Genomic DNA, 24,627 nt, shown 5'->3' on the forward strand with positions numbered 1-24,627 from the left:
CCATGAAAGAGGAGCCTACTGAAGAGGAAAGGAGTCCCCGCGCTCCGAGTCCGGGCGCGGACCGAGGATCCGGCGCTCCTTCTCCTCGATCGGTACGTCGTTGATGCTCGCCTCGCGCCGGGTCATCAGTCCGTGCTCGTCGAACTCCCAGAGCTCGTTCCCGTACGAGCGCCACCACTGGCCGTCGGCGTCGTGGGACTCGTACTGGAAGCGGACGGCGATGCGGTTGCCGTCGAAGGCCCAGAGGTCCTTGCGCAGGGCGTACTCCCGCTCGCGCCGCCACTTTTCCGTGAGCAGTTCCGCGATCTGGGCGCGGCCGGTCACGAAGGTGTCGCGGTTGCGCCAGACCGAGTCCTCCGAGTAGGCGAGCGCGACCTTCTGGGGGTCGCGGGTGTTCCAGGCGTCCTCGGCCGCCTGGACCTTCTGGGCCGCGGTCTCCCGGGTGAAGGGCGGCAGGGGCGGGCAGTCGGTCATGACGGCTCCCTCTCGACTGCGGTGATCCGATAGGGAGAACGTACGTTCTCCATCGCGACCGCTAACGTAGAGAACGACGGTTCTCCCGTCAAGACATTCAAGACGCCCAAGACATCGAGGAGTGGACTGGTCCATGGACAGCGCGGTCGCCAGGGAGCGGGCACTGGACGCGGCGGAGAGACTGTTCTACGGGCGCGGCATACAGTCCGTCGGCATGGACGACGTGCGCGGCGCGTCGGGGGTCTCGCTCAAGCGGCTGTACCAGCTGTTCCCCGCCAAGGAGCAACTGGTGGTGGCGTACCTGGAGCGGCGTGACGTCCGCTGGCGTCAGCGGCTCGCCGAGTACGTCGACGGCCACGAGGACCCCGGGCGGCGGATCACGGCGGTCTTCGAGTGGCTGGGACAGTGGTTCCGCGAGCCGGATTTCCGCGGTTGCGCCTGGATCAACTCGTACGGCGAACTCGGCGCCACGTCCGAACCGATCGCCGCCCAGGTCCGCGCCCACAAGCAGGCCTTCAAGGACTACCTGACCGGCCTCGTGAGCGAGGCCGGGCTGCCGACACCCCTGGCCGACCAGCTTTATCTGCTGGCCGAGGGCGCCATGGTCACCGCGGCCATCGAGCAGGGCGCGGAGCCCGCCGAACAGGCCGGGCGCGCGGCCGAGTCGCTCATCGGGGCGTATCGCGCGGCTGTCGCGTCCTGACTTCGCTCATGGTGCCGTCGAGGCTCGGTTGATCACGACCGTCATTGACTGCGCCCTCGTCACGTTGCAGACTGTTCCAATATTCAACGAAGAATCGTTCACCAGGCGGACAAGCGACTGGCCTCGGGCGTGTCGCACTGTCTCGCACGACGGGAAGAGCCGCGCATGACCCTCCATCGTGACCTGCTGATCGGCGGCAAGGACCTGCCCGCCGCCTCCGGCCGCACCGCTGAGGACGTGAATCCGTACAGCTCGGAGGTGTACGCCACGGTCGCGGCGGCGGGTGTCGAAGACGTCACGCGGGCCGTGGACGCCGCGGATGCCGCGTTCGCCGGCTGGGCGGCGACCAGCCCGGTCGCCCGGCGCAAGATCCTCCTCGCCGCGGCCGACCTCCTGGAGGCCCGCACCGAAGACGCCGTACGGACGATGGCGGGCGAGGTCGGCGGGACCCGGCCGTGGGCGATGTTCAACGTCGGTCTCGCCGCGAACATGCTCCGCGAGGCCGCCGCCGCGGTGACCGCCCCGCGCGGCGAGGTGCTGAGCGCCCAGGAGGCGGGCGCGCTCGGGCTCGCGGTGCGGGAGCCGGTCGGCGTCGTGGCGGCGTTCTCGCCGTGGAACGCCCCGGTCATCCTCGGCGTCCGTGCCGTCGCCGCCCCGCTCGCCGCGGGCAACACCGTGGTGATGAAGCCGAGCGAGGACGCGCCGTTCGCCTGCGGTCTGTTCGTCGCGGACGTACTGCGTGACGCGGGCCTGCCCGACGGCGTGCTCAACGTGATCACCAACGCCCCTGAGGACGCGCCCGCCGTCGCCGAGGCGCTGATCGCCGACACGCGCGTGCGGGCCGTCAACTTCACGGGCTCCACCGAGGTCGGCCGCATCATCGGCGTCCACGCGGCGCGTCACCTCAAGCCCGCGCTCCTCGAACTCGGCGGCAAGAACTCCGTGATCGTGCTGGCGGACGCCGACGTCGACTACGCGGTCGACGCCGCCGTCTTCTCCGTGTTCATGAACTCCGGCCAGATCTGCATGTCGGCAGACCGGCTCCTCGTCCACGAGAGCCTCGCCGAGGAGTTCACGGCCAAGTTCGTCGCGAAGACCGAGTCGCTCGCGGCCGGCAATCCGGCCGACGATCACACGGTGGTCGGCCCGCTCGTCACCCCGGACGCCGCCCGCCGGGTCGCGGCGCTGGTCGAGGACGCCGTCGCCAAGGGCGCCACCGTGCTGACCGGCGGTACGGCTCCCGAGGGTGCCGTACACCCGGCGACCGTGCTCACCGACCTGCCCGAGAGCGCCGAGCTGTACCACGGCGAGGCCTTCGGGCCGGTCGCCGTGATCAGCACGTTCAGCACGGACGACGAGGCCGTCGACTTCGCCAACTCCACCGAGCACGGGCTGACTTGCGGCATCATCACCGAGAACGGCACGCACGGGCTGACGGTCGCCCGTCGGATCCGTACCGGCATCGTCCACGTCAACGACCAGTCCGTCGCGGACGAACCGAACGCCCCCTTCGGCGGGTTCAAGGGCAGCGGATACGGCCGGTTCGGCGGGCGCTGGGGCATCGAGGCGTTCAGCAACACCCGCTGGGTGACGCTGGCGACGCAGCACGCGCACTACCCGTTCTGAGGGGTTCCGGGCGGCACAACCGGCGTACGCCGTTACGGCGTACGCCGCTGCCGCCCCGGGCGCCGTATATGAGTTGCTCCGGCCGTGGCATGGCCCCAGCATCGTGGCCATGACCACCTACGAAGCCCTTCTGCCGCTGATGTCCGCCACCGCTCGTCCGGTGCGGTTCCAGCAGCAGTCCGGCCGACTCTGGAGGCCCACGCTTCCGCGGTCGTGACCGCCGCGCTCGTCGCGGGGCTTCTCGCGGGTCTTGGCATCGCCATGCCCGTCGGAGCGGTCGCGACCTACCTCGTCTCACTCACCGCCCGTACGTCCCTGCGGATCGGCATATGCGCCGCGCTCGGCGTGGCCACGGCCGACGGGCTCTATGCCCTGGTGGCCACGCTCAGCGGCTCCGCGCTCGCCGCCGCGCTGCAACCGGTGCTGGTGCCGCTGCGCTGGGCCTCGGGCCTGGTGCTGGTCGCACTGGCGGTACGCGGCGGCCTCACCGCGCTCCGCCAGTACCGGAACCGGCACCTCGCCACCCGCTCCGGCCGGACTCCGATGAACCCCGGCCGCGCGTATCTGGCACTGCTGGGGATCACGATGCTCAATCCCACCACGGTGATCTACTTCGCGGCGCTGGTCCTCGGCAGCGGTACGGCCGCCGCCGCGGATCCTCTGGAGCAGGGCGTCTTCGTCGTCGCCGCCTTCGCCGCGTCGGCCGGCTGGCAGCTGCTGCTCGCGGGTGGGGGTGCGTTGCTGGGCCGGGCACTGACGGGCCGCCTGGGGCGGCTCGTGACGGCGCTCGTGTCCGGCGTGGTGATCCTGGCGCTGGCCGTACGCATGCTGGTCGTGCCGTCGTGACACCTGTACGCCGGCCTCCCTCGACGACCTGCCCGACGGCCGGCTGGAGAATGTTCTCCGCCGGCTCGTCACACTTCCGCGTCGCGTTCCGTCAGTGCGGTGACAGACACTTTCGGAACTCCTGAGGAGCAGTCATGCAGGCACGGATGAAGAACCCCGCAATGATCCTTCCCGACGCGATGCAGGCCGTCCAGGGGCTGTTCAAGGCCGTCCACAAGGGCGGTGTCCCCCAGCAGACCATGGAACTCGTGCATCTGCGGGCCAGCCAGATCAACGGGTGCAGCACCTGCGTCTACGGGGGCAACCACAGCGCCCGGAAGGCGGGGGTGACCGACGAGCGCCTGTGGACGGTGGCGGCCTGGCGCGAGGCCCCGTACTTCTCGGACGCCGAACGGGCCGCCCTCGCCCTGGCCGAGGCGATGACCCGCCTCGGCGACCGCTCCGGCGAGGCCGTGCCGGACGAGCTGTGGGACGAGGTCGCCGACCACTACGACGAGCAGCAGGTCGCCGCGCTCGTCCTGTGGATCGCCACGACCAACTTCTTCAACCGGATCAACGCCACGATCAAGGAGCCTGCGGGCGCCACCTGGGCCTAGGCCCGGTTCGAGAGGCGCCTGGGCTGGAAGGCCCGGGCGACGGCGAGGCTGTCCTCGTACACGTGATGCCGTACGACCAGGCCGTTCGCGACCGTGAGGTGCAGGGCGAACCGGGCGCGGTAGGCGCGTCCGGTGGACTTCGCGGTCTGCCGGATCTCGCCGAATACGACCGCCTCGTCGCCGTCGACGAGGACGCGCTCGACCTCGGTGTCCGCCTGCCCGGTGACGTGGTGCTCGGCCAGCTCCCGGAAGTGGGCGGCGGCATCGGCGCCGCCGCTGAACCGCTGCCGGATCCACGGCGTGTCGGCACGCCCGTGCTCGTCCTGCGGCCAGCTCAGCTTCCAGTCGACCCGGTCCGCGTACATTTCGGCGATCCGCTCGGGGTCGCCCTCGGCGAAGCGGCGCAGCAGTTCCTCGACGACGGTGCGGGGTGTGGCGGTCGTCGTCGTGGTCATGGTCGTGGTCGTGGTCGTGGTCTTCGTACTGGTCATGGTGGTCATGGCGGCTCCCGGTCTCGGCCCCGTGCCGTTCGGCCGGGGGGGTTCCCACCCTGCCGATCTTCCCGACGGTCGACAATTACCTGCCGGGTAAGGCCAGTTCACGACCTCAGCCGGTCCTGCAGAGGGCTGGCTGAGACCGGGCGGGGCTGGGTTGGGCTCTGCGGGGTAGCGGGTTATGTGTTGAATCTTGGATGGGCGGATGTACCTCGGGGAGACCCGGGGTGCCGGCACCCCGCTGAGTGACCGACCCGACAAGCACACGACGATGGGAACGATGGCATGCCTCTTGAGGGCGAGTACGAGCCCAGCCCTGCGAAGTGGGTACGTGATCAGGTGGAGTTGATCGAGAGCTCCGGCGGAACCAAGGGGATGACGCATCAGGACACGGGACTGCCCGTGATCCTGCTGACCACCCGAGGTGCCAAGAGCGGCAAGCTACGCAAGACCCCGCTCATGCGTGTGGAGCACGAGGGCACTTACGCCGTCGTTGCCTCGCTGGGCGGCGCACCCAAGCACCCGGTCTGGTATTACAACGTCAAGGCCAACCCCGAGGTCGAACTCCAGGACGGCACGGCGCGCAAGGACATGACGGCACGCGAAGTGACCGGCGAGGAAAAGGCGTTGTGGTGGGAGCGCGCCGTAGCGGCATACCCGCCGTACGCCGACTACCAGAAGAAGACCAGCCGAGAAATCCCGGTCTTCGTCCTGGAACCGACCGACGCCCCCTGATCCGGCGACCTCCGCCCACCGAGCCAGACGAGACGGTCACCGGAAACCGTGCCGCCCGTGACGCCGCGGGGCTCCCGTGCACGGCAACGGTCCTCGGCAGACCGGAGAGGCCCGACAGTCCGCCTGCGCCGCGGGGCGAGCCGGCCCCGGCCGACAGATCGGCACGGCAGCGCTCCGCGGGAAGTGCAGTACGAAAGGTGCGGGCCGTCCGTGGCTGGTCGCGCAGTTCCCCGCGCCCCTTACGGGGCGCGGTATCGCACCGGGCTTGACCAAGGCCGCTTAGCAGGCCCCGCGGGTCCGGCCGGGCTGGCACGGGAAAGCCGTTCCGGAAGGTTGACACGGTGGACACGGTCAGCCGATCCGGCAGACCAGTACCGGATGGAGAAGCGGCACGGACAGCCCGTACGGCAGCTCCGGCAGGAGCGGGACGGTGCAGTTCAAGCCGTTCGGTGGATCCGGTAGGAATGAACCGTCGTGCGCCGGGCACACGAGTCTCAGGCCCCGCCGCGCTCCCCCGTCGCGGCGGGGTCGCCCGCTGTCCGGCCCGGGAGGCAGACCCGCAGGTCAGCCGCCGCGCGGCTCGCGTCGGCCGGCCCGCTTCGCGGTCGCCGCGTCCGTTACGTCGAGAAAGATCTGCTCGGCTTCCGGGATCGCGTGGGACACGGAGCGCTTGATGCGTTCGGCGACCAGTTCGACCTCTTCGCTGTCCAGGCCGGGGGTGAGGTCGACGCGGGCGGCCACCAGGGTCGAGTCCAGGCCGAGCTTCATGGTCAGCAGGGACTCCACGGAGTCGATCTCCGGCTGCGCCTCCAGCATCGCGCGGATACGGCGGCTGTGCTCGGGGTCGGTGGCACGGCCGATCAGCTGGTCGCGTGCGTCACGGCCCAGCCGGTACGCCACGTACACGAGCAGCGCCCCGATGGCGAGCGAGGCCAGTGCCTCCCAGACGACCTGTCCGGTGGTCATGTGGAGCGCCATCCCGGCGATCGCGAGGGTCACGCCGAGCACGGCGGTGCCGTCCTCGGCGACGACCGTCCGCAGGGCCGGGTCACGGGCTCGGGAGGCGCCACCCTGTGTGCGCACCTGGTGCAGGGCGCGCAGCAGGGAGATCCCCTCGGAGACCAGGGCGACCCCGAGTACCACGAGCCCCGCCACATAGCCTTCGTACGACTCCGAAGCCCCTCTGCGCAGGGCCTCGAAGCCCTGGAAGAAGGAGAAGCAGCCGCCCATCACGAAGATGCCGACGGCTGCCAGGAGCGACCAGAAGAAGCGTTCCTTGCCGTAGCCGAAGGGGTGCCGGCTGTCGGCGGGACGGCGGCTGCGGCGCAGGGCGGCCAGGAGGAAGACCTCGTTCATGCTGTCGGCCACGGAGTGCGCCGCCTCCGAGAGCAGCGCGGGCGAGCCCGCGACCAGGCCGCCGACCGTCTTGGCCACGGCGATCACGACGTTCGCGGTCAGCGCCACCAGCACGGTGACACGGGTCCTGCGGTCCTCGCGGAGCGAGCTGGGGTTCCCCGCGGCCGGAGGCTGGGCAAGGGTCGGCGGCTTACCGTTCACCTGGGCCGACTGCCCCGGTCGGGCGCCCTCACACGGAGGTGAGTGCGGATTTCCGGGGAACTCCTCTCACCAGGGCACACCTCAGGAAGGAGTCAGGCGCTATGAACGCCACCGCCGGCAACGATGCGTACGGGAGGAAGTCGTTCAAGCGGTCCAAGAGCCACTTCGCGGACCGCATCACGACGGACGGCCGGGACGGCTGGCCGGTCGAGGCCGGCCGCTACCGGCTGGTCGTCAGCCGGGCCTGCCCCTGGGCGAGCCGCGCGGTGATCTCGCGGCGGCTGCTGGGGCTCGAGGACGCCCTGTCGCTGGCCATCGCCGATCCCATCCAGGACGACCGCAGCTGGCGCTTCACGCTGGATCCGGACGGCCGCGATCCGGTACTCGGCATCCGGTTCCTCAGCGAGGCGTACGACGCGCGCGAGACGGACTATCCGGGCGGCGTCAGTGTGCCCGCGATCGTGGACGTCCCCAGCGGCCGACTGGTCACCAACGACTTCCAGCAGATCACCCTGGACCTGGCCACCGAGTGGACGGCCCTGCACCGGGACGGGGCACCCGACCTCTACCCCGCCCGGCTGCGCGACGAGATCGACGAGGTCATGAGGGAGGTGTACGAGGACGTCAACAACGGGGTGTACCGGGCCGGGTTCGCCACCGACCAGGAGGAGTACGCGGAGGCCTGTCGGCGGCTCTTCCGGCGGCTGGAGTTCCTGTCGCAGCGGCTCAGCCGCCGGCGCTACCTGGTCGGCGACACGATCACGGAGGCGGACATCCGACTGTTCACCACGCTGGTCCGCTTCGACGCCGTCTACCACGGCCACTTCAAGTGCAACCGCTGGAAGTTGACGGAGGATCAGGTGCTGTGGGCGTACGTCCGCGACCTCTACCAGACACCCGGCTTCGGGGACACCGTCGACTTCGACCACATCAAGCGGCACTACTACCAGGTCCACACGGGCATCAACCCGACCGGCATCGTGCCGCTCGGACCCGATCTGTCCGGCTGGCTGACGCCTCACAGCCGTGAGGAGCTCGGCGGCCGACCGTTCGGCGACGGGAGTCCGCCGGGGCCCGTGCCGGAGAACGAGCGGGTCCCGGCAGCCGGCCGGCCCCACACATGAGGCCCCACACATGAGCCCCTCACATAAGCCCTGCTAAGCCCTGATATGCCCTGCGCATAAGGAGACAGCGATGCCGAAGAAGAAAAAGATGAAGCTGCCCCTCGCCTACAAGCCCCTCGGGTTCGTGCTCGGCTGGACGAGCGGGGCGCTCGCCGGGCTGGCCTTCCAGAAGACATGGAAGGTGATACGGCATGAGGAGGACGCGCCCGACGCACTGGACAAGGACCGGAGTTGGGGCGAGATCCTGCTGGCCGCGGCCGTCCAGGGCGCCATCTTCGCCGTCGTCCGCAGTGCCGTGGACCGTTCGGGGGCCGCGTTCGTCGAGCGCAAGACCGGAGTGTGGCCGTCCGGCGACAAGGAGGGCCGCGACTGAACTCCCTTACCGTCCCGTAAGGTTGGCTTCCGGATCGGCGGCCGGAAGGCAGGGGAACAAACTGTGAAGAACCAGCCAGAAGTGGGCGACACCGTCGAGGACTTCACGCTGCCCGACGAGACCGGCGCCTCCCGGAAGCTGTCGGATCTCTTGGCCGAGGGTCCCGTCGTCCTCTTCTTCTATCCGGCCGCCCTCACACCCGGCTGCACCGCCGAGGCGTGCCACTTCCGTGATCTGGCCGCCGAGTTCGCCGCCGCCGGGGCGCGGCCGGTGGGGATCAGTGGTGATCCGGTCGACCGGCAGCAGGAGTTCGCGGGGAAGCACACCCTCGGGTTTCCGCTGCTGTCCGACCCGGAGGGCGTGATCCGTGAGCGGTTCGGTGTGAAGCGCGGCTTCTCGATGGCCCCCACGAAGCGGGTCACCTTCGTCATCTCCGAGGACCGGAAGGTACTCGAGGTGGTGCGCAGCGAGTTCAAGATGAGCGCGCACGCCGACCGCGCCCTGGCGGCACTGCGCTCGGCCTGACCCGGCTGCGCTCGGCCTGACCCGGCTGCTCTGAGCCCGACTTGGGTGCGCTCAGCCCGACGTGGGTGTACTCAGCCCGACTTGGGCGCCGTGGCACGGGTACGGCGCAGGGTGAAGGAGTGGCCGGCCGGATCGGCGTATCCCCGCTCCTCGAACGGGCCGGACGCCTCCTTGGTGTCCAGCGGCCGCCCGCCGAGTGCCACGACCCTGCGCTCCGCCTCGTCGAGATCGTCCACATGGAAGTCCAGGTGGACCTGCAGGGAGTTCTCGGGGCGCGGCCAGCTCGGCGGAGTGGCCGTCATGTCCCGGCGGAACGCCATGCGGGTCCCCTCGGCGCCCCTGATCTCCACGCGGTTCGCGGTCGCGTCCGTCTGCTCGGCCTCCAGCAGTTCCTTGTAGAACAAGGCGAGTTTCTCGGGTTCGGCACAGTCCAGTACCACGACGCCTGCCACCACCAGTGCCATGTCTCCTCCGTACGGGGCCCGAACGCGGCGGCGTTCCCGCCCGCCGCCCCGTCGTCTCCGGGTACCCCGCGCCCCGGAATCAGTCGTCCACGAGCCACCGACCGTCCCGCATGAGATCCCGGCCGACGAGCTCGTCCTCCTCACGCCAGGCCTGCACGCGCTGCGGGTGGATGCGAAAGTAGAGGTAGGCGGTGGTGAGTCGGCGCGGATCGAACCCCGTCTTGGTGGCGAAGGCGTCGCCCACTCCCTCGGGCAGCTCGTCGGGGGTCAGGGTTTCCACCGTGCCGTCGACGAGGATCACGTCACGGGTCTCGCCGATACCCAGGCGGGCCTTGCCGGTCGCCCGCAGATTGCGTCCGGTGGGGCTCGCGGCCGGGGTGGCGAGAAGCAGGGATGTGCCGTCCCAGAGGAAGGAGAGCGGTACCAGATACGGCGTTCCGTCCCCGGCCGTGGACACCCAGGTGTCGACGTCGTTCTCCAGCCGGTTCAGGGTGTCCTGTTTGCGCTGCTTCGGGGTGCGGGCGGGCGCGGTCATCGCGGCAAGGCCTCCTACGTGCGAATTTCGCCAAGGTCGTCTGAAGAGTAACGAAGGTCACGAAGAAGTCACGATGGTCACGGCATAGATCATTTACGATCAGGGCAGTCTCGAAGCGTAATCGAGTCAACTTTCGCCTCGGGAAACGCAGTTCGAGCCCTGGCGGGCGTCATGTCCGACGCTCGCTCGCAGGGTGGGGGGCCCTGTGAATCGTCTCCAAGAGAGGATGCGAATGCCGCAGGACGTCAGATTCGACCTCCCCTTCACCACCCCCATCAGCGAGCATCTCGAGTACGCCCGGGCGCGTCATCTGCGCTGGGTCTGGGACCGGCGACTGGTCCGCAGCAAGGAAGGTTTCGAGGAGTACCGGTCCTGGGACCTGCCCCAGGCCGCCGCCCGTACGTATCCGCACGCTTCGGCCGAGGACATGGTCGTCCTCATGAACTGGTTCTCGCTGGCCTTCCTGTTCGACGACCAGTTCGACGCCGCCAGGCCGGACCGCGCCGACCGCATAGCGGAGGTCGCGCGCGAGCTCATCGTCACACCGCTGCGCCCCGCGGGCAGCACGCCCCGGGTGGACTGCCCGATCACGGTGGCCTGGGCGGAGGTCTGGGCGCACCTTTCGGAAGGCATGTCGCTGACGTGGCGTACGCGGTTCGCGGCCTCCTGGGGCCGGTTCCTCGTGGCGCACACCGAGGAGGTCGACCTGGCGGCCCGGGGCCTGGAGGGCACGCTCGGCCTTGAGGAGTACGCCGAGTTCCGTCGCCGTACGGTCGGCATTCACCACAGCATCGACGCCGGTGAGCGCAGCCGCGGCTTCGAGGTTCCGGCGCAGGTGCAGGCCCATCCGCTGATGATCAGGATGCGGGATCTGGCCGCGGACACCATCGGGTTCATGAACGACATCCATTCCTTCGAGCGCGAGAAACGCAGAGGGGACGGACACAACCTGATAGCCGTCCTGCACCGGGAGCGCCGGTGCTCGTGGCAGGAGGCGGCCGACGAGGCGTTCCGGATGACCACGGACTGTCTCGACCGGTATCTCGAACTGGAGGCCCAGGTACCGAAGATGTGCGACGAACTGGACCTGGCAGAGGAAGAGCGCGGTCAGGTGCGGATGGGCGTCGAGGCCATCCAGCACTGGATCAACGGCAACTACGAGTGGGCGCTGACCTCGGGCCGGTACGCCGCCGACAAGGAAAGCCCGGCGGCCGCCGCCGAGTTGGCGGGCCGTGGATCGCTGGACGACCTGCTTGCGGTCTGACGCAGAGCACTTAGCAGAGCAATTAGTAGAGCACTTACAGGTAGGTACAAAACCATTCGGCCGGCCACCCCCATGGGTGACCGGCCGAAGCAACTCCTGAGCCGCCGTGCGGACTTCTACGCGGCGAACTCCACCGGCAGCCGGTCCAGTCGCGCCTCCCATGTGGACGCCGTCGAGGTGAGTTCCTCCGGTGCCACCGCGAGGCGCAGGCCCGGCAGGCGGTGCAGCAGGACGTCGACGGCCGTCTCGATGATGGCCTGGCCGATGTTCTGCCCCGGGCACTCGTGCGGGCCGCCGCTGAACGCGAGATGCGACTGGTTGCCGTGCACGGAGACGCCGACGTCGGGCCGGATCTCCGGGTCGACGTTGCCCGCGGTCAGGCCGAGGACCAGCAGGTCGCCCTCCTGGATGCGGTGTCCGCCCAGTTCGAGGTCGGCGGTGGCGAACCGGCCCGGCAGGACGGCCAGCGGCGGGGTGTTCCACATCACCTCCTCGACGACCGCGGAGATGTTCAGCTGCCCGCTGACCAGGCCGGCGAGCCGCGTGGTGTCGGTGAGGATCAGTTGCAGCACCCTGGCGAGGAGGTTGCTGGTGGTGGTGTGCGCGGCGATCAGCACCAGGCGCAGATGCTGGAGGATCTCGTCGTCGTCGAGGCCGGCGTGGTGTTCGAGCAGCCCGGTGGTGAAGTCGGAGCCCGGCTCCAGGCGCTTGCGCTCGGCGAGTTCGCCGAGGATCCGCAGGATGCGGTCGTTGTGGACGAGGGCTTCCGCACCGCCCTTGATCACCTGGGCGCAGGACTCGGCGAGCGTACGCCCCTCGCCCTGCGGGAGACCGAACAGCCGGGTCAGCACGAGCATCGGCAGATGCTCGGCGTACTCGGCCACGAGATCGGCGCTGCCCTCGTTCGCGAAGGCGTCGATCTGCTGGTTCGCGAAGTGCGTGACATGGCGACGGATGCCGCGGCTCGCCACGGCCTGAAGGTTGTCGGTGACGGCGCCGCGCAGCCTGCGGTGCGGTTCGCCGTCCTGGGACACGCAGTCGGGGCGCCAGCCCACCATCTGGAGCAGCGGTGAGGCCGTGTCGACGCGGCCCTCGGTCCAGTCCCGCCAGATCCGCGAATCGCGGGTGAACTGGCGGGGGTTGTCGAGCACCCGCCGGTTCTCCCGGTAGCCGAGGACCAGCCACGCGGGTACGTCGCCTTCGAGCAGTACCGGCGCGACGGGTCCGTGCTCCTTGCGCAGCCGGGCGTAGATGCCGTGCGGGTCGACCGCCGCCTCGGGCCCGTAGAGGCGGGTGACGTCGGCTGCTCCGCCGTGTGCGACGGGGCAGCCCTTGGGAGCGTCGGGTTGGTCGGTCATCGGGACTCCAGGGCGACGGCGGAGCGTTCCTTGAGGTGCCGTATCAGGGCGATGAGCACGTCACGGCTGGATGTCCGGTCGCGGGCGTCGCAGGCCACGATCGGGGTGTGCGGGGAGATGTCCAGGGCGTCCCTGATCTCTTCGATCGGGTGGTCCTTGGAGTCGGGGAAGACGTTCAGGGCGATGACGAAGGGGACGTTCTGCCGCTCCATCTCCTCGATGGCCCGGAAACTGGAGGCCAGCCGCCGTGTGTCGACCAGGACCACGGCGCCGAGCGCACCCTTGAACAAGCCGTTCCACAGGAACCAGAACCGTTCCTGGCCCGGCGTCCCGAACAGGTACAGCACCAGCCGGTCGTTGATGCCGATCTTCCCGAAGTCGAGGCTGACGGTGGTCTCCTGCTTGTCCGCCACCCCGATGAGGTTGTCGACGTCGACGCTGGCCTGGGTCAGCGTCTCCTCGGTGGTGAGCGGCTTGATGTCGCTGACCGAGCGGACCATGGTGGTCTTTCCGGTGCCGAATCCGCCGGCGATCATCACCTTCACCGAGCGGGCGCCGGCCGGCATGGTGCCGCCGGCCGGCTGCCGGTCGGGATGGTCAAAGCCTTTCAAGTCCACTGAGTACCTCCTCAAGGAGCGCGAGGTCGGGCCCGCGACCGGCGCCGGACGCCGGGATGGGATCACGGGCTTCGATACGGCCTGCGTCCAGCAGATCGGCCAGGAGCACCGCGAGAATGTTGAACGGCAATCCGAGGTGGGCGCCGAGTTCGGCCACCGACAACGGATCGCGGCAGCGCCGGAGGATCTCCTCGTGCTCGTGCTGCATGCCGGGGACGGCGGCGGCGCGGGAGATGATGAGGGTCGCCACGTCAAGGCTCGACGCCGAACCGCCCGGTCCGCTGCGGCCGCCCGTGAGGACGTAGTAGCGCTCCAGACCGGACGGGTTCAGGGGTCGGCTGGGACCACTCATCCAGAGTGCTCCTCCAGGCGCGGAGTGGTGCCGAGGAGCTCACCCATCCTGCGGGCCAGATCCCTCATCTGATGGCCGAGCAGGCCCTGGTCGAGGCCTTCCCTGGCGAGGACTCCGAGGTATGTCTCCAGGCCGGCCCGCACCACGAAGAGGTGGCCGCCGTCGACCTCGATCATCGCCAGGCGCAGCTGCCCCGCGTACTTGGGGAACTGCTCGGCCACGGGCTGGGCCAGCGCCTGCAGTCCCGCGACCACGGCGGCGAAACGGTCCACGTCGTCGGGGTCGTCGGCACCGTACGAGGTGATGGCCTTGCCGTCGCTGGAGGCGACGAGGGCGAAGCGGATCTCCTTGATGCTCTCGACCAGATCGCGCAGCGCCCAGCTCACGTCGGTTCCCTGTTGCGTCATGTGGACTAGTCGCTCTCTTCAGTGCGGTGCTCGGTGGACTCGCGTCCGGTGTCGGACTCACGTCCCGCGGTGGACCCGAGTCCGTCGGAGGGCTCGCGCCCGGCCGTGGCGAAGGCGGCCAGACCGGAGAAGGACGCGTCCGGCGGCACGGCGTGCGAGGCCGTGTCCGTGGACGTCATGGCCTCGTCGTCGCGTACGACCGGCTTCGGCCGTCCTCCCGGCTGCGTTCCCGACTCCGCGCGCCTGCGGCGCCTGGGCAGACCGCCCGGTGTCGTGTCCCCGGCCTCCCCCGCACCCCCGGTCTCGCCGGCTTCTTCGGCCGGAGCGTGAGCGGGCTCGGCCGGAGCTGCCGCGGTGCTCTCCGCCACGGCCGCGGCGGAGACCTCGGCGGCCGGAGCGGGAGCCGTGACCGTTGCGGGCAGTGCGGTGAAGTACTTGTGCGGTACGACCACGACCACCGAGGTGCCGAGCCAGGGCGAGTCCGCGAAGGTGACCCTGATGCCGTAGCGGCGGGCCAGGGCCCCCACCACGCGCAGACCGAGGTGGGCGTCCTCGGACACACCGCCGAGACCGGGGCCTGCGGCCGTGCCGTCGAGGGCCTGGAGGGCCTCCCGCTTCTTCTCCTCGTTCAGTCCCTTGCCCGAGTCCTGGATCTCGATACCGACACCGTTCGGCACCTCCTTGCCGGAGACGACCACGGGCTCGGTGGGCGGCGAGTAGCGCGCCGCGTTGTCCAGGAGGTGGGCGAAGATCAGCGTGAGGTGGTCCACCAGGCCGCCGTCGACGCCGAGTTCGGGCAGACGGCGGACCTGGACACGGTCGAAGTCCCTGATCCGGCCGATGCCGCCGCGGACCACGCTGAGCAGGCGCTGCGGCTCCTGCCACTGCCGGCCGGGCCGGTCCGAGCCGCCGAGTACGCCGATGCTCGCGGCCAGACAGTCGGCGGGGCCGATCTCCTGGTCCAGTTCCATCAGGCCCTGGGCCACGGCGGGCAGCCTGCCGTGCTCGCCCTGCATCTCGTGCAGCCGGCCGCGCAGCTTGCTGGTGAGTACGTGGATACGGCTGCCGACGCTGATGACGGCGCGCTCGGCCGAGGTGGAGCGGTTGAACTCCTCCTCCACGCCGATCAGCGCGGTCCGCAGGATCTTGCGCAGCTGGGCCCGTAGATCGGGGCTGACCTCCGCGCACTGGTTGACCGTGGGCAGGACGTCGTCGATGGCCTCACCGGCCCGCAGCCGCTTCAGCGCGTCGGGCAGCTGCTCTTCGGCGAGCAGGGCGACCGCGGCCTCCTGGCGGTCCAGCTGCTCCTGCCAGGCCTGGGCCTGCTCGACGATCCGCGCCTCGTACGCCTGGGCCTGCTCGGCCAGCTGCGCGTCATGGGCCGAGCGCTCGGCGGCGTACTTCCGCTCGAGGCCGGCCACATGCTGCTGCCACTGCTGCGAGTGCTCGGCCTGCGACGTCCTGAACTCGCCCGCGCTACTGCGCAGCTGACGCTGGGAGCGAACGAGTAAACGTACACAGAAGGCACTTGCCGTCGTCGCCACGACGCCGACGACGATCGCGGGTATTCGGGTCTGATCGGATCCCGCGGCCGCGGTGACGACGGTTCCGGCGCCCAGAGTCAGGGGCAGCAGCCACCAGCTGTACCAGGAGACCGGAGCCCGCGCCGCCGGTGGCGGAGTGGCAAGTTCCATCTGCATCCTTCGAAGCAACATGGTCGAACAGGGGGGAGAAGCTCGGGGACGCACTCGTCGCACGGCGGTCGACCGCGCGGCGGGCATGCGTGGGCGGCGAGCGACAACTGAGTGCTAGGGCGTCAACTCGCCGCGCCACAAGGAACCTTATCGGGTTTGATCTCCTCGGAATCAACCTCCCGGCCCACATCCCCACGGCTTTCACCGCGCTCCGACCTGCGCCGTTGGAGTCGACAAATAACTTTTACCGGCGTTCGGAGGCCGTGCCGCCGAGGCCCGGAGCGGGGGCCAGGGAGAGGACGCCGACCTTGCCGAGGTGCTCGTTGTTCTGGACCAGGCGGGCGGCCTCCGCCGTGGCGGTGAGGGGGTAGGTCGCGGTGAGCGCCGGGGCGAGGTGGCCGAGGTCGAGGAGGCGGCCGACGGCGGCCTGTTCCTGGAGGTTGGAGCCGTGGCTGCCGATGATGCGCTTGAGCCGCATCCAGAGGTAGCGGTTGTCGAACTCGTGCTGGTAGCCGGTGCTGGAGCCGCAGGTCACGACCGTGCCACCGCGGCGGACGACGTAGACGGAGACACCGAAGGTGGCCCGGCCGACGTGCTCGAAGACGATATGCGGGTCCTCGCCGGTCGCGGCCCGGATCAGCTTGCCGAGCCGCTTGCCGACCACGGCGGGATCCGCGGGCGCCTCGCTGCCGCTGAGGCCGATCTCCTCCCGGTTGATCACGTGGTGGCATCCCAGACGGCGGGCGTACTCCGCCTTCCGCTCGCTGCTGACGACGCCGACGGCGATCCCGCCGCCGTTGCGGACGAGCTGGACCGCGTACGCGCCGAGACCGCCCGCCGCTCCCCAGATCAGGACGACGTCGCCCTGTGTCATCCGGGCACCCCGGTCGCTGACGAGCATGCGGTAGGCCGTGCCCGCGCACAACGGGTTCGACGCCGCCTCCTCCCAGGTCAGGTGGGCCGGCTTGGGCAGGAGTTGGCTGGTGCGGGCGACGGTGTAGTGGGCCAGCCCTCCGTAGTTGGTCTCGAAGCCCCACGCGAGCATGCCCGTGCCCAGCATGCCGTCGGCGTGGGTCGCCGGGTCCTCCTCGTCGACGTACACCGGACTGACCACGACCCGGTCGCCGACCCGCCACCGGCGGACGCCCGATCCGGTGCGCACGACGACCCCGGACGCGTCGGATCCGATGACGTGGAAGGGCCGGTCGTGCCGGGCCGCCCACCGGTCCTGGCGGCCGAAGTGCTTGAGGAACGTGAAGGTCGGAATGGGTTCGAACATCGCCGACCACACCGTGTTGTAGTTGATGCCGCTCGCCATGACGGCCACCAGCACCTCGTTCGGGGCGAGTTCGGGCATCGGTACGGAGCCGATGTGGATGGACTTGCGGACGTCCTTGTCGTCGGCTTCGGTGAATCCGGTGAAACTGTCCACGTCCTCCGCCCGCAGATGGGCGGCGGTGAAGTGACCGGGCAGGGGAAGCTGCTCCAGTTCGGCCGGGGCGGCTCCCGCCACCACGGCCTCGGCCAGGGCGTCCATGGCTGCCTCCTTGAGGGGGGACTTGAAGGACCTTGAGGACCTTGAGGGGCTTGCGGGACTTGCGGGACTTGAGAGGTCAGCGCGTCAACTCAGACCGAGGCCCGCTGCGAGCGTCGGCCACGAGGCCTTGAACTCCTGCCGCCAGTTCGGCCAGTCGTGCACTCCCCCGTTGTAGAAGTGCACCTGGGCCGGAATGTCCAGGGCCTCCAACTGCCGTGCGAATCGGCGCGCTTGCGACCACAGCACGCCTTCGAGCACCGCGCCTTCGAGGTTGCCGAAGTCACTGGAGGGCAGGCCGCTGCCCTGGGAGACGTACAACTCGGTGCCCTTGAGGTGGCGCGCCTGGGCGTAGGGGTTGTGCCGGGTCCAGTTGTCCCGCTGGAACAGCGGGCTGCCCCACAGCGTCAGCGGCAGCAACTGCTCCCGGGCGACGATCGCGTTGAGGACGGTGGGCATGCCGAGGGCGGTGGTGTCGAGGATCCCGCTGTACGAGGCCGCCGCCCCGAAGGTTCCTGGGTGCCGTGCGGCGAAGGCGAGGGCCCCATAGCCACCGGTGGAGACGCCCGCGACGGCACGCTTCGTGCCCGCCCTGAACTTCTGCGCCAACAGCCCCATCAGCTCGTCCACTTGGAACGTCTCGTAGTCCGGCGCGTCGGCACTTCCGTAGTTCCACCAGTCGGTCGGGATGCCGGTGGGGCCCGAGGCCGGCATCACGGTGAGGACGTCCTTGTCCGCCAGGAAGTCGGCGACGTCCGTCTCCCGGGTCCAGGACGTGTAGTCGTCGTGGGCGCCCTGGAGGAGGTAGAGGACGGGCCAGGTGCGGTCGGGGTTCGCGGCATAACCGGTCGGCAGGATCACGCGTACGGGCAGGGCGGCGCCGACCGCCGGGGAGTCGATCGTGAGGTCGACGGTGCGGGCGTCCAGCCACTTCTCCCCCACGATGGTGGCCCCGCGCTCGGCTCGCACGGTGGCCGCCATGGGTGCGGCCGCCGAGGGCGAGGCGAGCACGACTCCCGTGCCGAGCAGGGACGTCGCGACGGCGATCACGGCGGCACATCTGCCCTGCGCGCGGAGCTTCGGGCGCGGCTTCCGGTGCGGCTTCGGACTCGGACTCGGACTCGGACTCGGGCTCGGACTCGGGCTCGGCTTGGGGCGCGGCCTCTGAGGCATCGGTGAAGTCCCTTCAGGAGTCCCGCAGATCGCGTGTCAGCAGTTCGGCCAGTACGTCGACGACCGGTGGGTCGAGCAGTGACAGATGGTGGCCGGGCAGCGGGACGACGGTGAGGTCGGTGCAGTGGGCGTCCCAGCCGAGCGACGCGTCGTCTCGCTCGTAGCGGGGGTCGCGGACCGTGTGCGGGGCGGGCTCGCTCGCCCGGTACAGCAGCGTGCGGCCCGTGTGGCGGCCGGGTGTGTGGCGTTCGCCGCTGCGCAGGTCCAGATATGAGGTGCGCTGATGTTCGAGCACGGAGTCCGGCAGCTCGACGGTCTCCCTCAGTACCTTGATGACGAGGTCGATCCTGCCCGTGTCGTCGAGAGCGGCCAGTTCGTCGTACGGCAGGTCGAGGCGGGTGCCGTAGGTGCGTTCCACGTACGCGGCGAAGTCCTGGAAATGGCGCAGGGCCAGGTCGGCGGCGGTGAGGCCGGTCGGCAGCGGCAGCGGCAGGACCGAGTCGAGCAGGACCAGGGCGGAGACGGTGCCGTGCGGGGAGAGGAGCCGGGCCGTCTCCTGGGCGACGACACCGCCGTACGACCAACCGCCCACCATCCAGGGGCCGTTGGGGATCACCTCGCGTATGCGCCGGGCGAACTCCGCTGCTCGTGCCGGCACGTCGTCGGGGTCCGGCGAGCGGTCGAAGCCGTGCACCGGGCGGTCATGGTCGAGGCGCGCGGCCAACTGGGCGTAGACGTCGGAGGATCCGCCCGCGGCGTGGGCCAGGAAGAGGGGTGTGTGGGGGCCAGTGGCGGGAAAGGCACGGAGGCGATCCGGTGCGGTGGGCCGGGTGGGCTGCTCGCGTACGGGGACGCCCGGGGCCACGGCCGCGTCACCTGATGCAGTACCTGTTTCAGTCCCCAGGAGTTGGGCGACGCCCCTCAACGTCCCCTGTTTCAGCAGCACGCCCGGCTCGACCACAACGTCGAACTCCCGCTCCACGACGCCCCGTATGCGCACGGCCGTGAGCGAGTCCAGGCCGAGGTCGGTCAACGGCGTGTCGGGGTCGAGGTGTTCGGGGCTGTACCCCATCACCGCGGCCACGCACAGCCGAAGCCGCTCCACGGGACTCGCGCCGCGGTCGGTGGACTCGGCCGGAGCCGAGTCCACCGCCGCCTCCTCCCCCACCCAGAACCGGCGGTGCCGCCAACGGGGCGACGGGACGTCCATGATGCGTCCCTCGGGGTGCAGGTGCTCCCGTGGCCGGTCCATCCGCACGCCGTGCACGATCAGGGTCGCCAGCGAGGTGCGGAAGGTGAGCGCGTCGTCGGTGTCGCGGCGCAGGGTGGGCACGACCAGGAAGTCCTCGGCACCGGCGGCGCGCAAGGTCTCCGTCAGGGGGTGCAACTGCGTTGCGTGGGGGGCCACTTCGACGAAGACGCGGTGTCCGTCCTCGGCTGCCGCGCGCACGGCCTGCGTGAAGCGCACGGGGTTGCGCAGATTGGCCGCCCAGTACGCAGTGTCGGCGGGCGCGGCCTCGCGGGGATCGCCCAGCACGGTGGAGTAGCGGCGGCAGCGGGGCGCGGTGGGCCGGATCTCACCCAGCTCACGGGTGAACTCCCCCAGCAGCGGCTCGACTTCGGGCGAGTGCCCGGCTCCGGACACACCCAGCGCGCGGGCGAAGCCGCCGTCGCCGTTCACCCGGGCGACAAGGCCGGCCACGTCCTCGGCCGAGCCCGTGACCACACACTGCACCGGAGAGGCGTGCACGGCGACGCCGAGCGTGCGGAACTCCCTTGCCAGCAGGGCGATCTCAGCGGCCGGGAGGTCCACGACGGCCATGGATCCGCCGGTCAGCCGGTCCAGCAGCCGGGAGCGTACGGCGATGATGCGTGCGCCGGTTGCCTCGTCCAGGGCTCCGGAGACGACCGCCGCGGCGATCTCGCCGAGGGAGTGGCCGATGACGGCGGCGGGTTCGAGTCCGTACGAGCGCCACAGCTCGGCGAGGGCGACCTGGATGCCGTACAGGATGGGCATGACGGTGGCGGGGCTCGACAGCGCGGCGTCGGGTTGGAGTCCGGCGCGCAGGGAGACTCCCGCATGGTCGCGCAGCAGTGGTTCCAGTCGGTCGACGGCGGCCGTGAACGCCCCTTCCGTGTCGAGGAGTTGGCTGCCCATGCCGGGCCACTGGGAGCCGTAGCCGGAGAAGACCCAGACGGGGCCGGAGTCGCCGGGTGTTCCTTCCCCCGTGACCAGGTGCGGGGACGGATCGCCCGCGGCGAGGCGTGTGAGCGCGGTGACGGTCTCCGCGCGGTCGCGGGTGACGAGGGCCGCGCGGTGGCGGCCACGGCCGAGGCGGCCCGCGAGGGTGCGGGCGAGGTCGGTGTCGCGTACGCGCCGGCTGTCGGAGGTGGTCAGCCAGGCGGCGAGCTCACCGGCGTACGACCGCACTCGTTCTCTTGTGGGCCCGTCGAGCAGAAGCAGCCGGGGGCGCTCCGGGAAACCGCTCGCCCGACGGGCCGGCCGGTGTTCGGCGAGTACGGCATGGGCGTTCGTGCCGCCGAAGCCGAAGGCCGAGACGCCCGCGGTCGCCGTGCCCGAGTAGCGGGGCCAGGGCTCCGGCCGGGTGACCACGCGCAGGCCGAGTGCGTCGAGGTCGGCGTGCGGTCCCTGGCGGGTGAAGTGCAGTTGGCCGGGGATCTCGCCGTGGTGCAGCGCCAGCACCGTCTTGATCAGGCCCGCGATGCCGGCGGCCGCCTCCAGGTGGCCGAGGTTCGTCTTGGCCGAGCCGATCAGCAGGGGCTGGTCCATGGGGCGGGCTCGGCCGAGTACGGCGCCGAGGGCGCTCGCTTCGATGGGGTCGCCGAGGGCGGTGCCGGTGCCGTGCGCCTCGACGTAGTCCACGGCCGTGGGGGTGTCGTGGGCCTCGGCGAGGAGGGCGCGCTGGGCCTCGGCGTTGGGGGCGGTCAGCCCGTTGGAGCGGCCGTCCGAATTGACGGCCGTCGCGTGGATCACCGCCAGGACGCGGTCGCCGTCGCGTTCGGCGTCCGCGAGGCGCTTCAGTACGACGACACCGCACCCCTCGCCGCGTACGATCCCGTCGGCGTCCGCGTCGAACGCCTTGCACCGGCCGTCCGGGGCGAGCGCGCCCGTGCGCTGGAAGCCGAGGGTCACCGCGGGGCTCAGCAGCAGGTTCACCCCTGCGGCGAGGGCCGTGTCGCTCTCGCCCGTCGTCAGGCTGCGCACCGCGTGATGCACGGCGACCAGCGACGACGAGCACGCCGTGTCGACGGACAGGCTGGGACCGCGCAGGTCGAGGGCGTACGACAGACGGCCCGCGGCGATGCTCAGGGCCGCGCCCGTGGCCGTCCAGGCGTCCACGGCGCCGGGGTCGGCCGTGGTGAGGTGGGCGTATTCGTTGCCGCTGATGCCGACGAAGACGCCGGTACGGGTGCCGGCGAGCGCGGGCGCGGGGAGGGCCGCGTGGTCGAGGGCCTCACGGGTGACTTCCAGAAGCATGCGGTGCTGAGGGTCCATGGCGGCGGCCTCGTGCGCGGCGATACCGAAGAACTCGGCGTCGAACCCGGCGATGTCATCGAGCCCACCGAGAAAGGCACCGTACCGACTCACGTCGTCCGGCAGCCGCGCCGCGTCCCGCACGAAGGGATCCCAGCGCCCCGGCGGGAGCGTACCGACGGCGTCCCGCCCCTCGGCGAGGAGCCGCCAGTACGCCTCGGGCGAGCCGACCCCGCCGGGAAGGCGACAGCCGAGGCCGACGACGGCGACGGAGCTCGGGGCCCCGCCGCCGCCCGCGGCACGCGGAGCGTGAGCCGCCACGCCGGGTACACGGTCGTCGGCCACCGCGCCAGGCACATGGCTGTCGACCGGTACGCCCGGCGCGCGACCGTCGGCCACCGCGCCCGCCGCAGGACCGTCCGCTGCCGCGAGTGGCGCCTCGGCCGTCGGAGGCCCGCCCTTCGTGGGTGGCACTTCGGCTTCAACTCCGCCGACGCCGAACGCGGCCTCCTCCTCCAGTCGTGTCACCAGCGCATCGATCGTCGGGACCTCCCACAGCAGCGTGTCCGGTAGGCGGTGGCCTGCCAGTTCGCTCAGTGAGGCCGTCAGGGCCACCGCGTCCCTCGAGGTCAGGCCGAGCTCCGCGAGGGGACGGTCGTCGAGGAGGTCGGCCGGGTCGAGGCCGTACCAGGCGTGGAGCCGTTCACCGATCCGCCGCCGGATCTCCGTGCGCGAGGCATGCGGTGCGTACGGCGTATGTGACGCGCTCATCGGGCGCCGAACCCTCCCTCCAGGAAGCGTGCGCGGGCCGCCGCGCGGGACACCTTGCCGCTGCTCGTGCGGGGCACGGAGCCGGGCGGGACGAGCAGCAGGGCACCGAGACGCAGTCCGTGGCGGGCGGAGACGGCGGCGCGCACGGTGCGTTCGGCCTGCCAGGCGTCCTCGTCCGTCGGTTCGGTGTCACGTCGGTGCTCCGCGACCACGACGAGTTCCTCGCCCGTGCGGTCCGGCCGGGTCACACCGAACGCCGCGAGCCGGTCGCGACGGACCAGAGAGGCGGCCGTCTGTACGGTCTCCTCGATGTCCTGGGGGTAGTGGTTGCGCCCGTCCACGATGATCACGTCCTTGAGCCGGCCGGTGACCAGGAGCCGCCCCTCGTGCACGGCTCCGAGGTCGCCGGTACGCAGCCAGTCGCCCGTCGCGCCGAAGCCGAAGGTCTCGGCGGAGAGCTCGGCGCGCTTCCAGTAGCCGAGCCCGATGTTGGGCCCGCGCAACTGGATCTCACCGACCCGCCCTTCCGGCAGCACGGCACCGTCCGCGTCCACGATCCGCACCTCCTGCCCCACGGGCGCCCCGCACGGGACGAGCACGGCCGCCTCCGCGTCCGGCGACTCCTCCACGCGTCCTCGCGCGAGCGCGTCGGCGTCGCAGGCGACGGTCGAGGGCGGTACGTCCGGCGAGTCCGCGGTCACGAACACGGTGGCCTCCGCCAGTCCGTACGCCGCACAGTGCGCGGCCGGATCGAGTCCGGCGGGCGCGAACCTGGTGCGGAAGCGGTCCACCGTCCCCGCGCGCACCGGCTCGCTGCCGTTGATGAGCACCCGTACGCGTTCCAGGTCCAGTTCGTCGACGAGCGCGGGATCGGTGCGGGCCACGCAGTAGTCGTACGCGAAGTTCGGGGCGGCGCTGACGGTCCCCTCGTACGAGCCGAGGAGGCGCAGCCAGCGGGAGGGGTCCTGGAGGAAGGCGACGGGGTCCATGAGGACGGACGGGAAGCCGCCCACGACGGGGGCGGCGATGCTGAGGACCAGGCCCATGTCGTGGAAGAGCGGCAGCCAGCCGACCGTCGTGGCGGCCCGCGGATCGGCGACGAACGCGTCGATGGCCTGGCGGGCGTTGGCGACGACGTTGGCGTGGCTGATCATCACGCCGGCCGGACTGCGGGTGGAGCCGGAGGTGTACTGGAGGTACGCGATGTCTCCGGGCTCGGGCCGCGGTCCCGGCCCGTCGGCGCCGCCGGATTCGGTGCGCCGGCCGGTGAGTTGATCGACGGGGACGACCGGTACGTCCGGCAGGCCGCGGTCCCGTACGAAGGCTCGTACGGAGGATGCGGTGGTCGTGTCGGCGAGCAGGCAGGCCGGTTCGCAGTCGGCGAGGACGGCCGCGAGTCTTCCTTCGTGGCCCGGGAGCCCGGGGCCGAAGAGGGGTACGGCGATCACGCGGGCGTACAGGCAGCCGAGGAATCCGGCCGCGTAGTCGAGCCCCTGGGGCAGCACGAGGGCGGCCCGTTCGCCGGGTGAGGCGACCGTGACGAGGCGGTCGGCGACGGCTCTGGCGCGGGCGTCGAGGGCGCGCCAGCCGAGGCTGCGGTGCCGTCCCGTGGAGTCGCCGCCGGGGAAGTCGACGTGGCTGAAGGCGCGTTGCTGCGGCCGGTGTCGGGCCCAGTGCCGCAGGTGGTCCGTCATCAGTGGGGCGTCGACAGCAGGCTGGGCGAGGGGCATGGCGACTCCAACTGGTCCAACTGTGAGGGGGGCGGCGCGTGTTGAGCCGAGCGGTGCACCAGGTTCCGCCTCCGGGCGCGCGTGGGTTAGACGACGTGCTGACAGTTCGTCTGCCGCGTTCTGTCAGTCCGTTGACAAAGGCGGGCCGCCGATTCCATACCGTGGGCCAGAGCCAGTGC

The 24,627-nt window shown here is 70.8% G+C and carries 23 protein-coding genes; 9 read left to right on the forward strand and 14 right to left on the reverse strand.

Annotated elements, in window-relative coordinates; translation table 11 throughout:
- Positions 1–15 precede the first annotated feature (15 nt).
- Positions 16–474 (reverse strand): nuclear transport factor 2 family protein, encoded by a 459-nt coding sequence (locus G5C60_RS03735; RefSeq protein WP_165254719.1) that lies wholly within the window; start codon positions 472–474, stop codon positions 16–18.
- Positions 475–607: 133 nt separating this feature from the next.
- Between G5C60_RS03735 and G5C60_RS03740 the strand changes: the two genes are divergently transcribed.
- From G5C60_RS03740 to G5C60_RS03755, 4 genes are all read left to right on the forward strand, one after another.
- On the forward strand, positions 608–1,177 hold the full coding sequence (locus tag G5C60_RS03740) for a TetR/AcrR family transcriptional regulator (RefSeq protein WP_165254720.1): 570 nt from the start codon (positions 608–610) through the stop codon (positions 1,175–1,177).
- Positions 1,178–1,342: 165 nt separating this feature from the next.
- Positions 1,343–2,803 (forward strand): aldehyde dehydrogenase family protein, encoded by a 1,461-nt coding sequence (locus tag G5C60_RS03745; protein ID WP_165254721.1) that lies wholly within the window; start codon positions 1,343–1,345, stop codon positions 2,801–2,803.
- Between the two features lie 213 nt (positions 2,804–3,016).
- Positions 3,017–3,649 (forward strand): LysE family transporter, encoded by a 633-nt coding sequence (locus tag G5C60_RS03750; RefSeq protein WP_338145677.1) that lies wholly within the window; start codon positions 3,017–3,019, stop codon positions 3,647–3,649.
- A 134-nt stretch (positions 3,650–3,783) separates the two neighbouring features.
- Complete coding sequence (locus G5C60_RS03755) at positions 3,784–4,245, forward strand: carboxymuconolactone decarboxylase family protein (RefSeq protein WP_165254722.1); 462 nt, start codon at positions 3,784–3,786, stop codon at positions 4,243–4,245.
- Here the strand turns inward: G5C60_RS03755 and G5C60_RS03760 are convergent.
- Positions 4,242–4,700, reverse strand: coding sequence for a nuclear transport factor 2 family protein (locus G5C60_RS03760; RefSeq protein WP_165254792.1), 459 nt, complete (start codon positions 4,698–4,700; stop codon positions 4,242–4,244). The genes G5C60_RS03755 and G5C60_RS03760 overlap by 4 nt on opposite strands.
- Before the next feature lie 324 nt (positions 4,701–5,024).
- Here G5C60_RS03760 and G5C60_RS03765 point away from each other — a divergent pair, with 324 nt between their 5' ends.
- A complete protein-coding gene (locus G5C60_RS03765) occupies positions 5,025–5,474 on the forward strand; it encodes a nitroreductase family deazaflavin-dependent oxidoreductase (protein ID WP_165254723.1) in 450 nt (149 codons plus the stop codon).
- A 564-nt stretch (positions 5,475–6,038) separates the two neighbouring features.
- On the opposite strand, the gene G5C60_RS03770 is transcribed toward G5C60_RS03765, so the two are convergent.
- The gene (locus G5C60_RS03770; RefSeq protein ID WP_165254724.1) at positions 6,039–7,031 is read right to left on the reverse strand and encodes a cation diffusion facilitator family transporter; all 993 of its coding nucleotides are present in this window, start codon (positions 7,029–7,031) and stop codon (positions 6,039–6,041) included.
- Positions 7,032–7,132: 101 nt separating this feature from the next.
- Between G5C60_RS03770 and G5C60_RS03775 the strand changes: the two genes are divergently transcribed.
- The 3 genes from G5C60_RS03775 to G5C60_RS03785 all read left to right on the forward strand — a co-directional run bounded on the left by G5C60_RS03775 (position 7,133) and on the right by G5C60_RS03785 (position 9,053).
- Positions 7,133–8,155 (forward strand): glutathione S-transferase family protein, encoded by a 1,023-nt coding sequence (locus tag G5C60_RS03775; protein ID WP_165254725.1) that lies wholly within the window; start codon positions 7,133–7,135, stop codon positions 8,153–8,155.
- A 70-nt stretch (positions 8,156–8,225) separates the two neighbouring features.
- Positions 8,226–8,528, forward strand: a complete 303-nt coding sequence (locus tag G5C60_RS03780) for a DUF4235 domain-containing protein (RefSeq protein WP_165254726.1) — start codon at positions 8,226–8,228, stop codon at positions 8,526–8,528.
- 63 nt (positions 8,529–8,591) lie between these two features.
- Positions 8,592–9,053 (forward strand): redoxin domain-containing protein, encoded by a 462-nt coding sequence (locus G5C60_RS03785; protein WP_165254727.1) that lies wholly within the window; start codon positions 8,592–8,594, stop codon positions 9,051–9,053.
- Positions 9,054–9,124: 71 nt separating this feature from the next.
- Here G5C60_RS03785 and G5C60_RS03790 read toward each other — a convergent pair whose 3' ends face one another.
- Positions 9,125–9,517: a VOC family protein gene (locus G5C60_RS03790; protein ID WP_165254728.1), complete on the reverse strand. Its 393-nt coding sequence runs from the start codon at positions 9,515–9,517 to the stop codon at positions 9,125–9,127.
- A 79-nt stretch (positions 9,518–9,596) separates the two neighbouring features.
- The gene (locus tag G5C60_RS03795; protein WP_165254729.1) at positions 9,597–10,052 is read right to left on the reverse strand and encodes a pyridoxamine 5'-phosphate oxidase family protein; all 456 of its coding nucleotides are present in this window, start codon (positions 10,050–10,052) and stop codon (positions 9,597–9,599) included.
- Positions 10,053–10,284: 232 nt separating this feature from the next.
- On the opposite strand from G5C60_RS03795, the gene G5C60_RS03800 reads away from it, so the two are divergent.
- Entirely contained in the window at positions 10,285–11,316 is a 1,032-nt protein-coding gene (locus tag G5C60_RS03800; protein WP_165254730.1) for a 7-epi-alpha-eudesmol synthase, read from the forward strand.
- A 116-nt stretch (positions 11,317–11,432) separates the two neighbouring features.
- Here G5C60_RS03800 and G5C60_RS03805 read toward each other — a convergent pair whose 3' ends face one another.
- The 9 genes from G5C60_RS03805 to G5C60_RS03845 form a co-directional block, all read right to left on the reverse strand.
- Positions 11,433–12,674, reverse strand: coding sequence for a cytochrome P450 (locus G5C60_RS03805; RefSeq protein ID WP_165254731.1), 1,242 nt, complete (start codon positions 12,672–12,674; stop codon positions 11,433–11,435).
- Positions 12,671–13,291 (reverse strand): ATP/GTP-binding protein, encoded by a 621-nt coding sequence (locus G5C60_RS03810; RefSeq protein ID WP_165254732.1) that lies wholly within the window; start codon positions 13,289–13,291, stop codon positions 12,671–12,673. The genes G5C60_RS03805 and G5C60_RS03810 overlap by 4 nt, the downstream gene beginning before the upstream one ends.
- The gene (locus tag G5C60_RS03815; protein WP_165254733.1) at positions 13,272–13,643 is read right to left on the reverse strand and encodes a DUF742 domain-containing protein; all 372 of its coding nucleotides are present in this window, start codon (positions 13,641–13,643) and stop codon (positions 13,272–13,274) included. Before G5C60_RS03815 ends, G5C60_RS03810 begins: the two co-directional genes overlap by 20 nt.
- Complete coding sequence (locus G5C60_RS03820; RefSeq protein ID WP_165254734.1) at positions 13,640–14,050, reverse strand: roadblock/LC7 domain-containing protein; 411 nt, start codon at positions 14,048–14,050, stop codon at positions 13,640–13,642. The genes G5C60_RS03815 and G5C60_RS03820 overlap by 4 nt, the downstream gene beginning before the upstream one ends.
- A gap of 5 nt (positions 14,051–14,055) precedes the next feature.
- Positions 14,056–15,744 carry a sensor histidine kinase gene (locus tag G5C60_RS03825; RefSeq protein ID WP_165254735.1) on the reverse strand — a complete coding sequence of 563 codons (1,689 nt, stop codon included), beginning with the start codon at positions 15,742–15,744 and terminating at the stop codon, positions 14,056–14,058.
- A gap of 244 nt (positions 15,745–15,988) precedes the next feature.
- Entirely contained in the window at positions 15,989–17,281 is a 1,293-nt protein-coding gene (gene ccrA, locus G5C60_RS03830) for a crotonyl-CoA carboxylase/reductase (RefSeq protein WP_165254736.1), read from the reverse strand.
- An 84-nt stretch (positions 17,282–17,365) separates the two neighbouring features.
- Positions 17,366–18,328 carry an alpha/beta hydrolase gene (locus G5C60_RS03835; RefSeq protein WP_338145678.1) on the reverse strand — a complete coding sequence of 321 codons (963 nt, stop codon included), beginning with the start codon at positions 18,326–18,328 and terminating at the stop codon, positions 17,366–17,368.
- A 136-nt stretch (positions 18,329–18,464) separates the two neighbouring features.
- A complete protein-coding gene (locus G5C60_RS03840) occupies positions 18,465–22,718 on the reverse strand; it encodes a type I polyketide synthase (protein WP_165254737.1) in 4,254 nt (1,417 codons plus the stop codon).
- Positions 22,715–24,448, reverse strand: a complete 1,734-nt coding sequence (locus G5C60_RS03845; protein WP_165254738.1) for a fatty acyl-AMP ligase — start codon at positions 24,446–24,448, stop codon at positions 22,715–22,717. Before G5C60_RS03845 ends, G5C60_RS03840 begins: the two co-directional genes overlap by 4 nt.
- Positions 24,449–24,627: the final 179 nt, after the last annotated feature.

The sequence above is a fragment of the Streptomyces scabichelini genome, from assembly GCF_011045015.1.
Taxonomy (GTDB): domain Bacteria; phylum Actinomycetota; class Actinomycetes; order Streptomycetales; family Streptomycetaceae; genus Streptomyces; species Streptomyces scabichelini.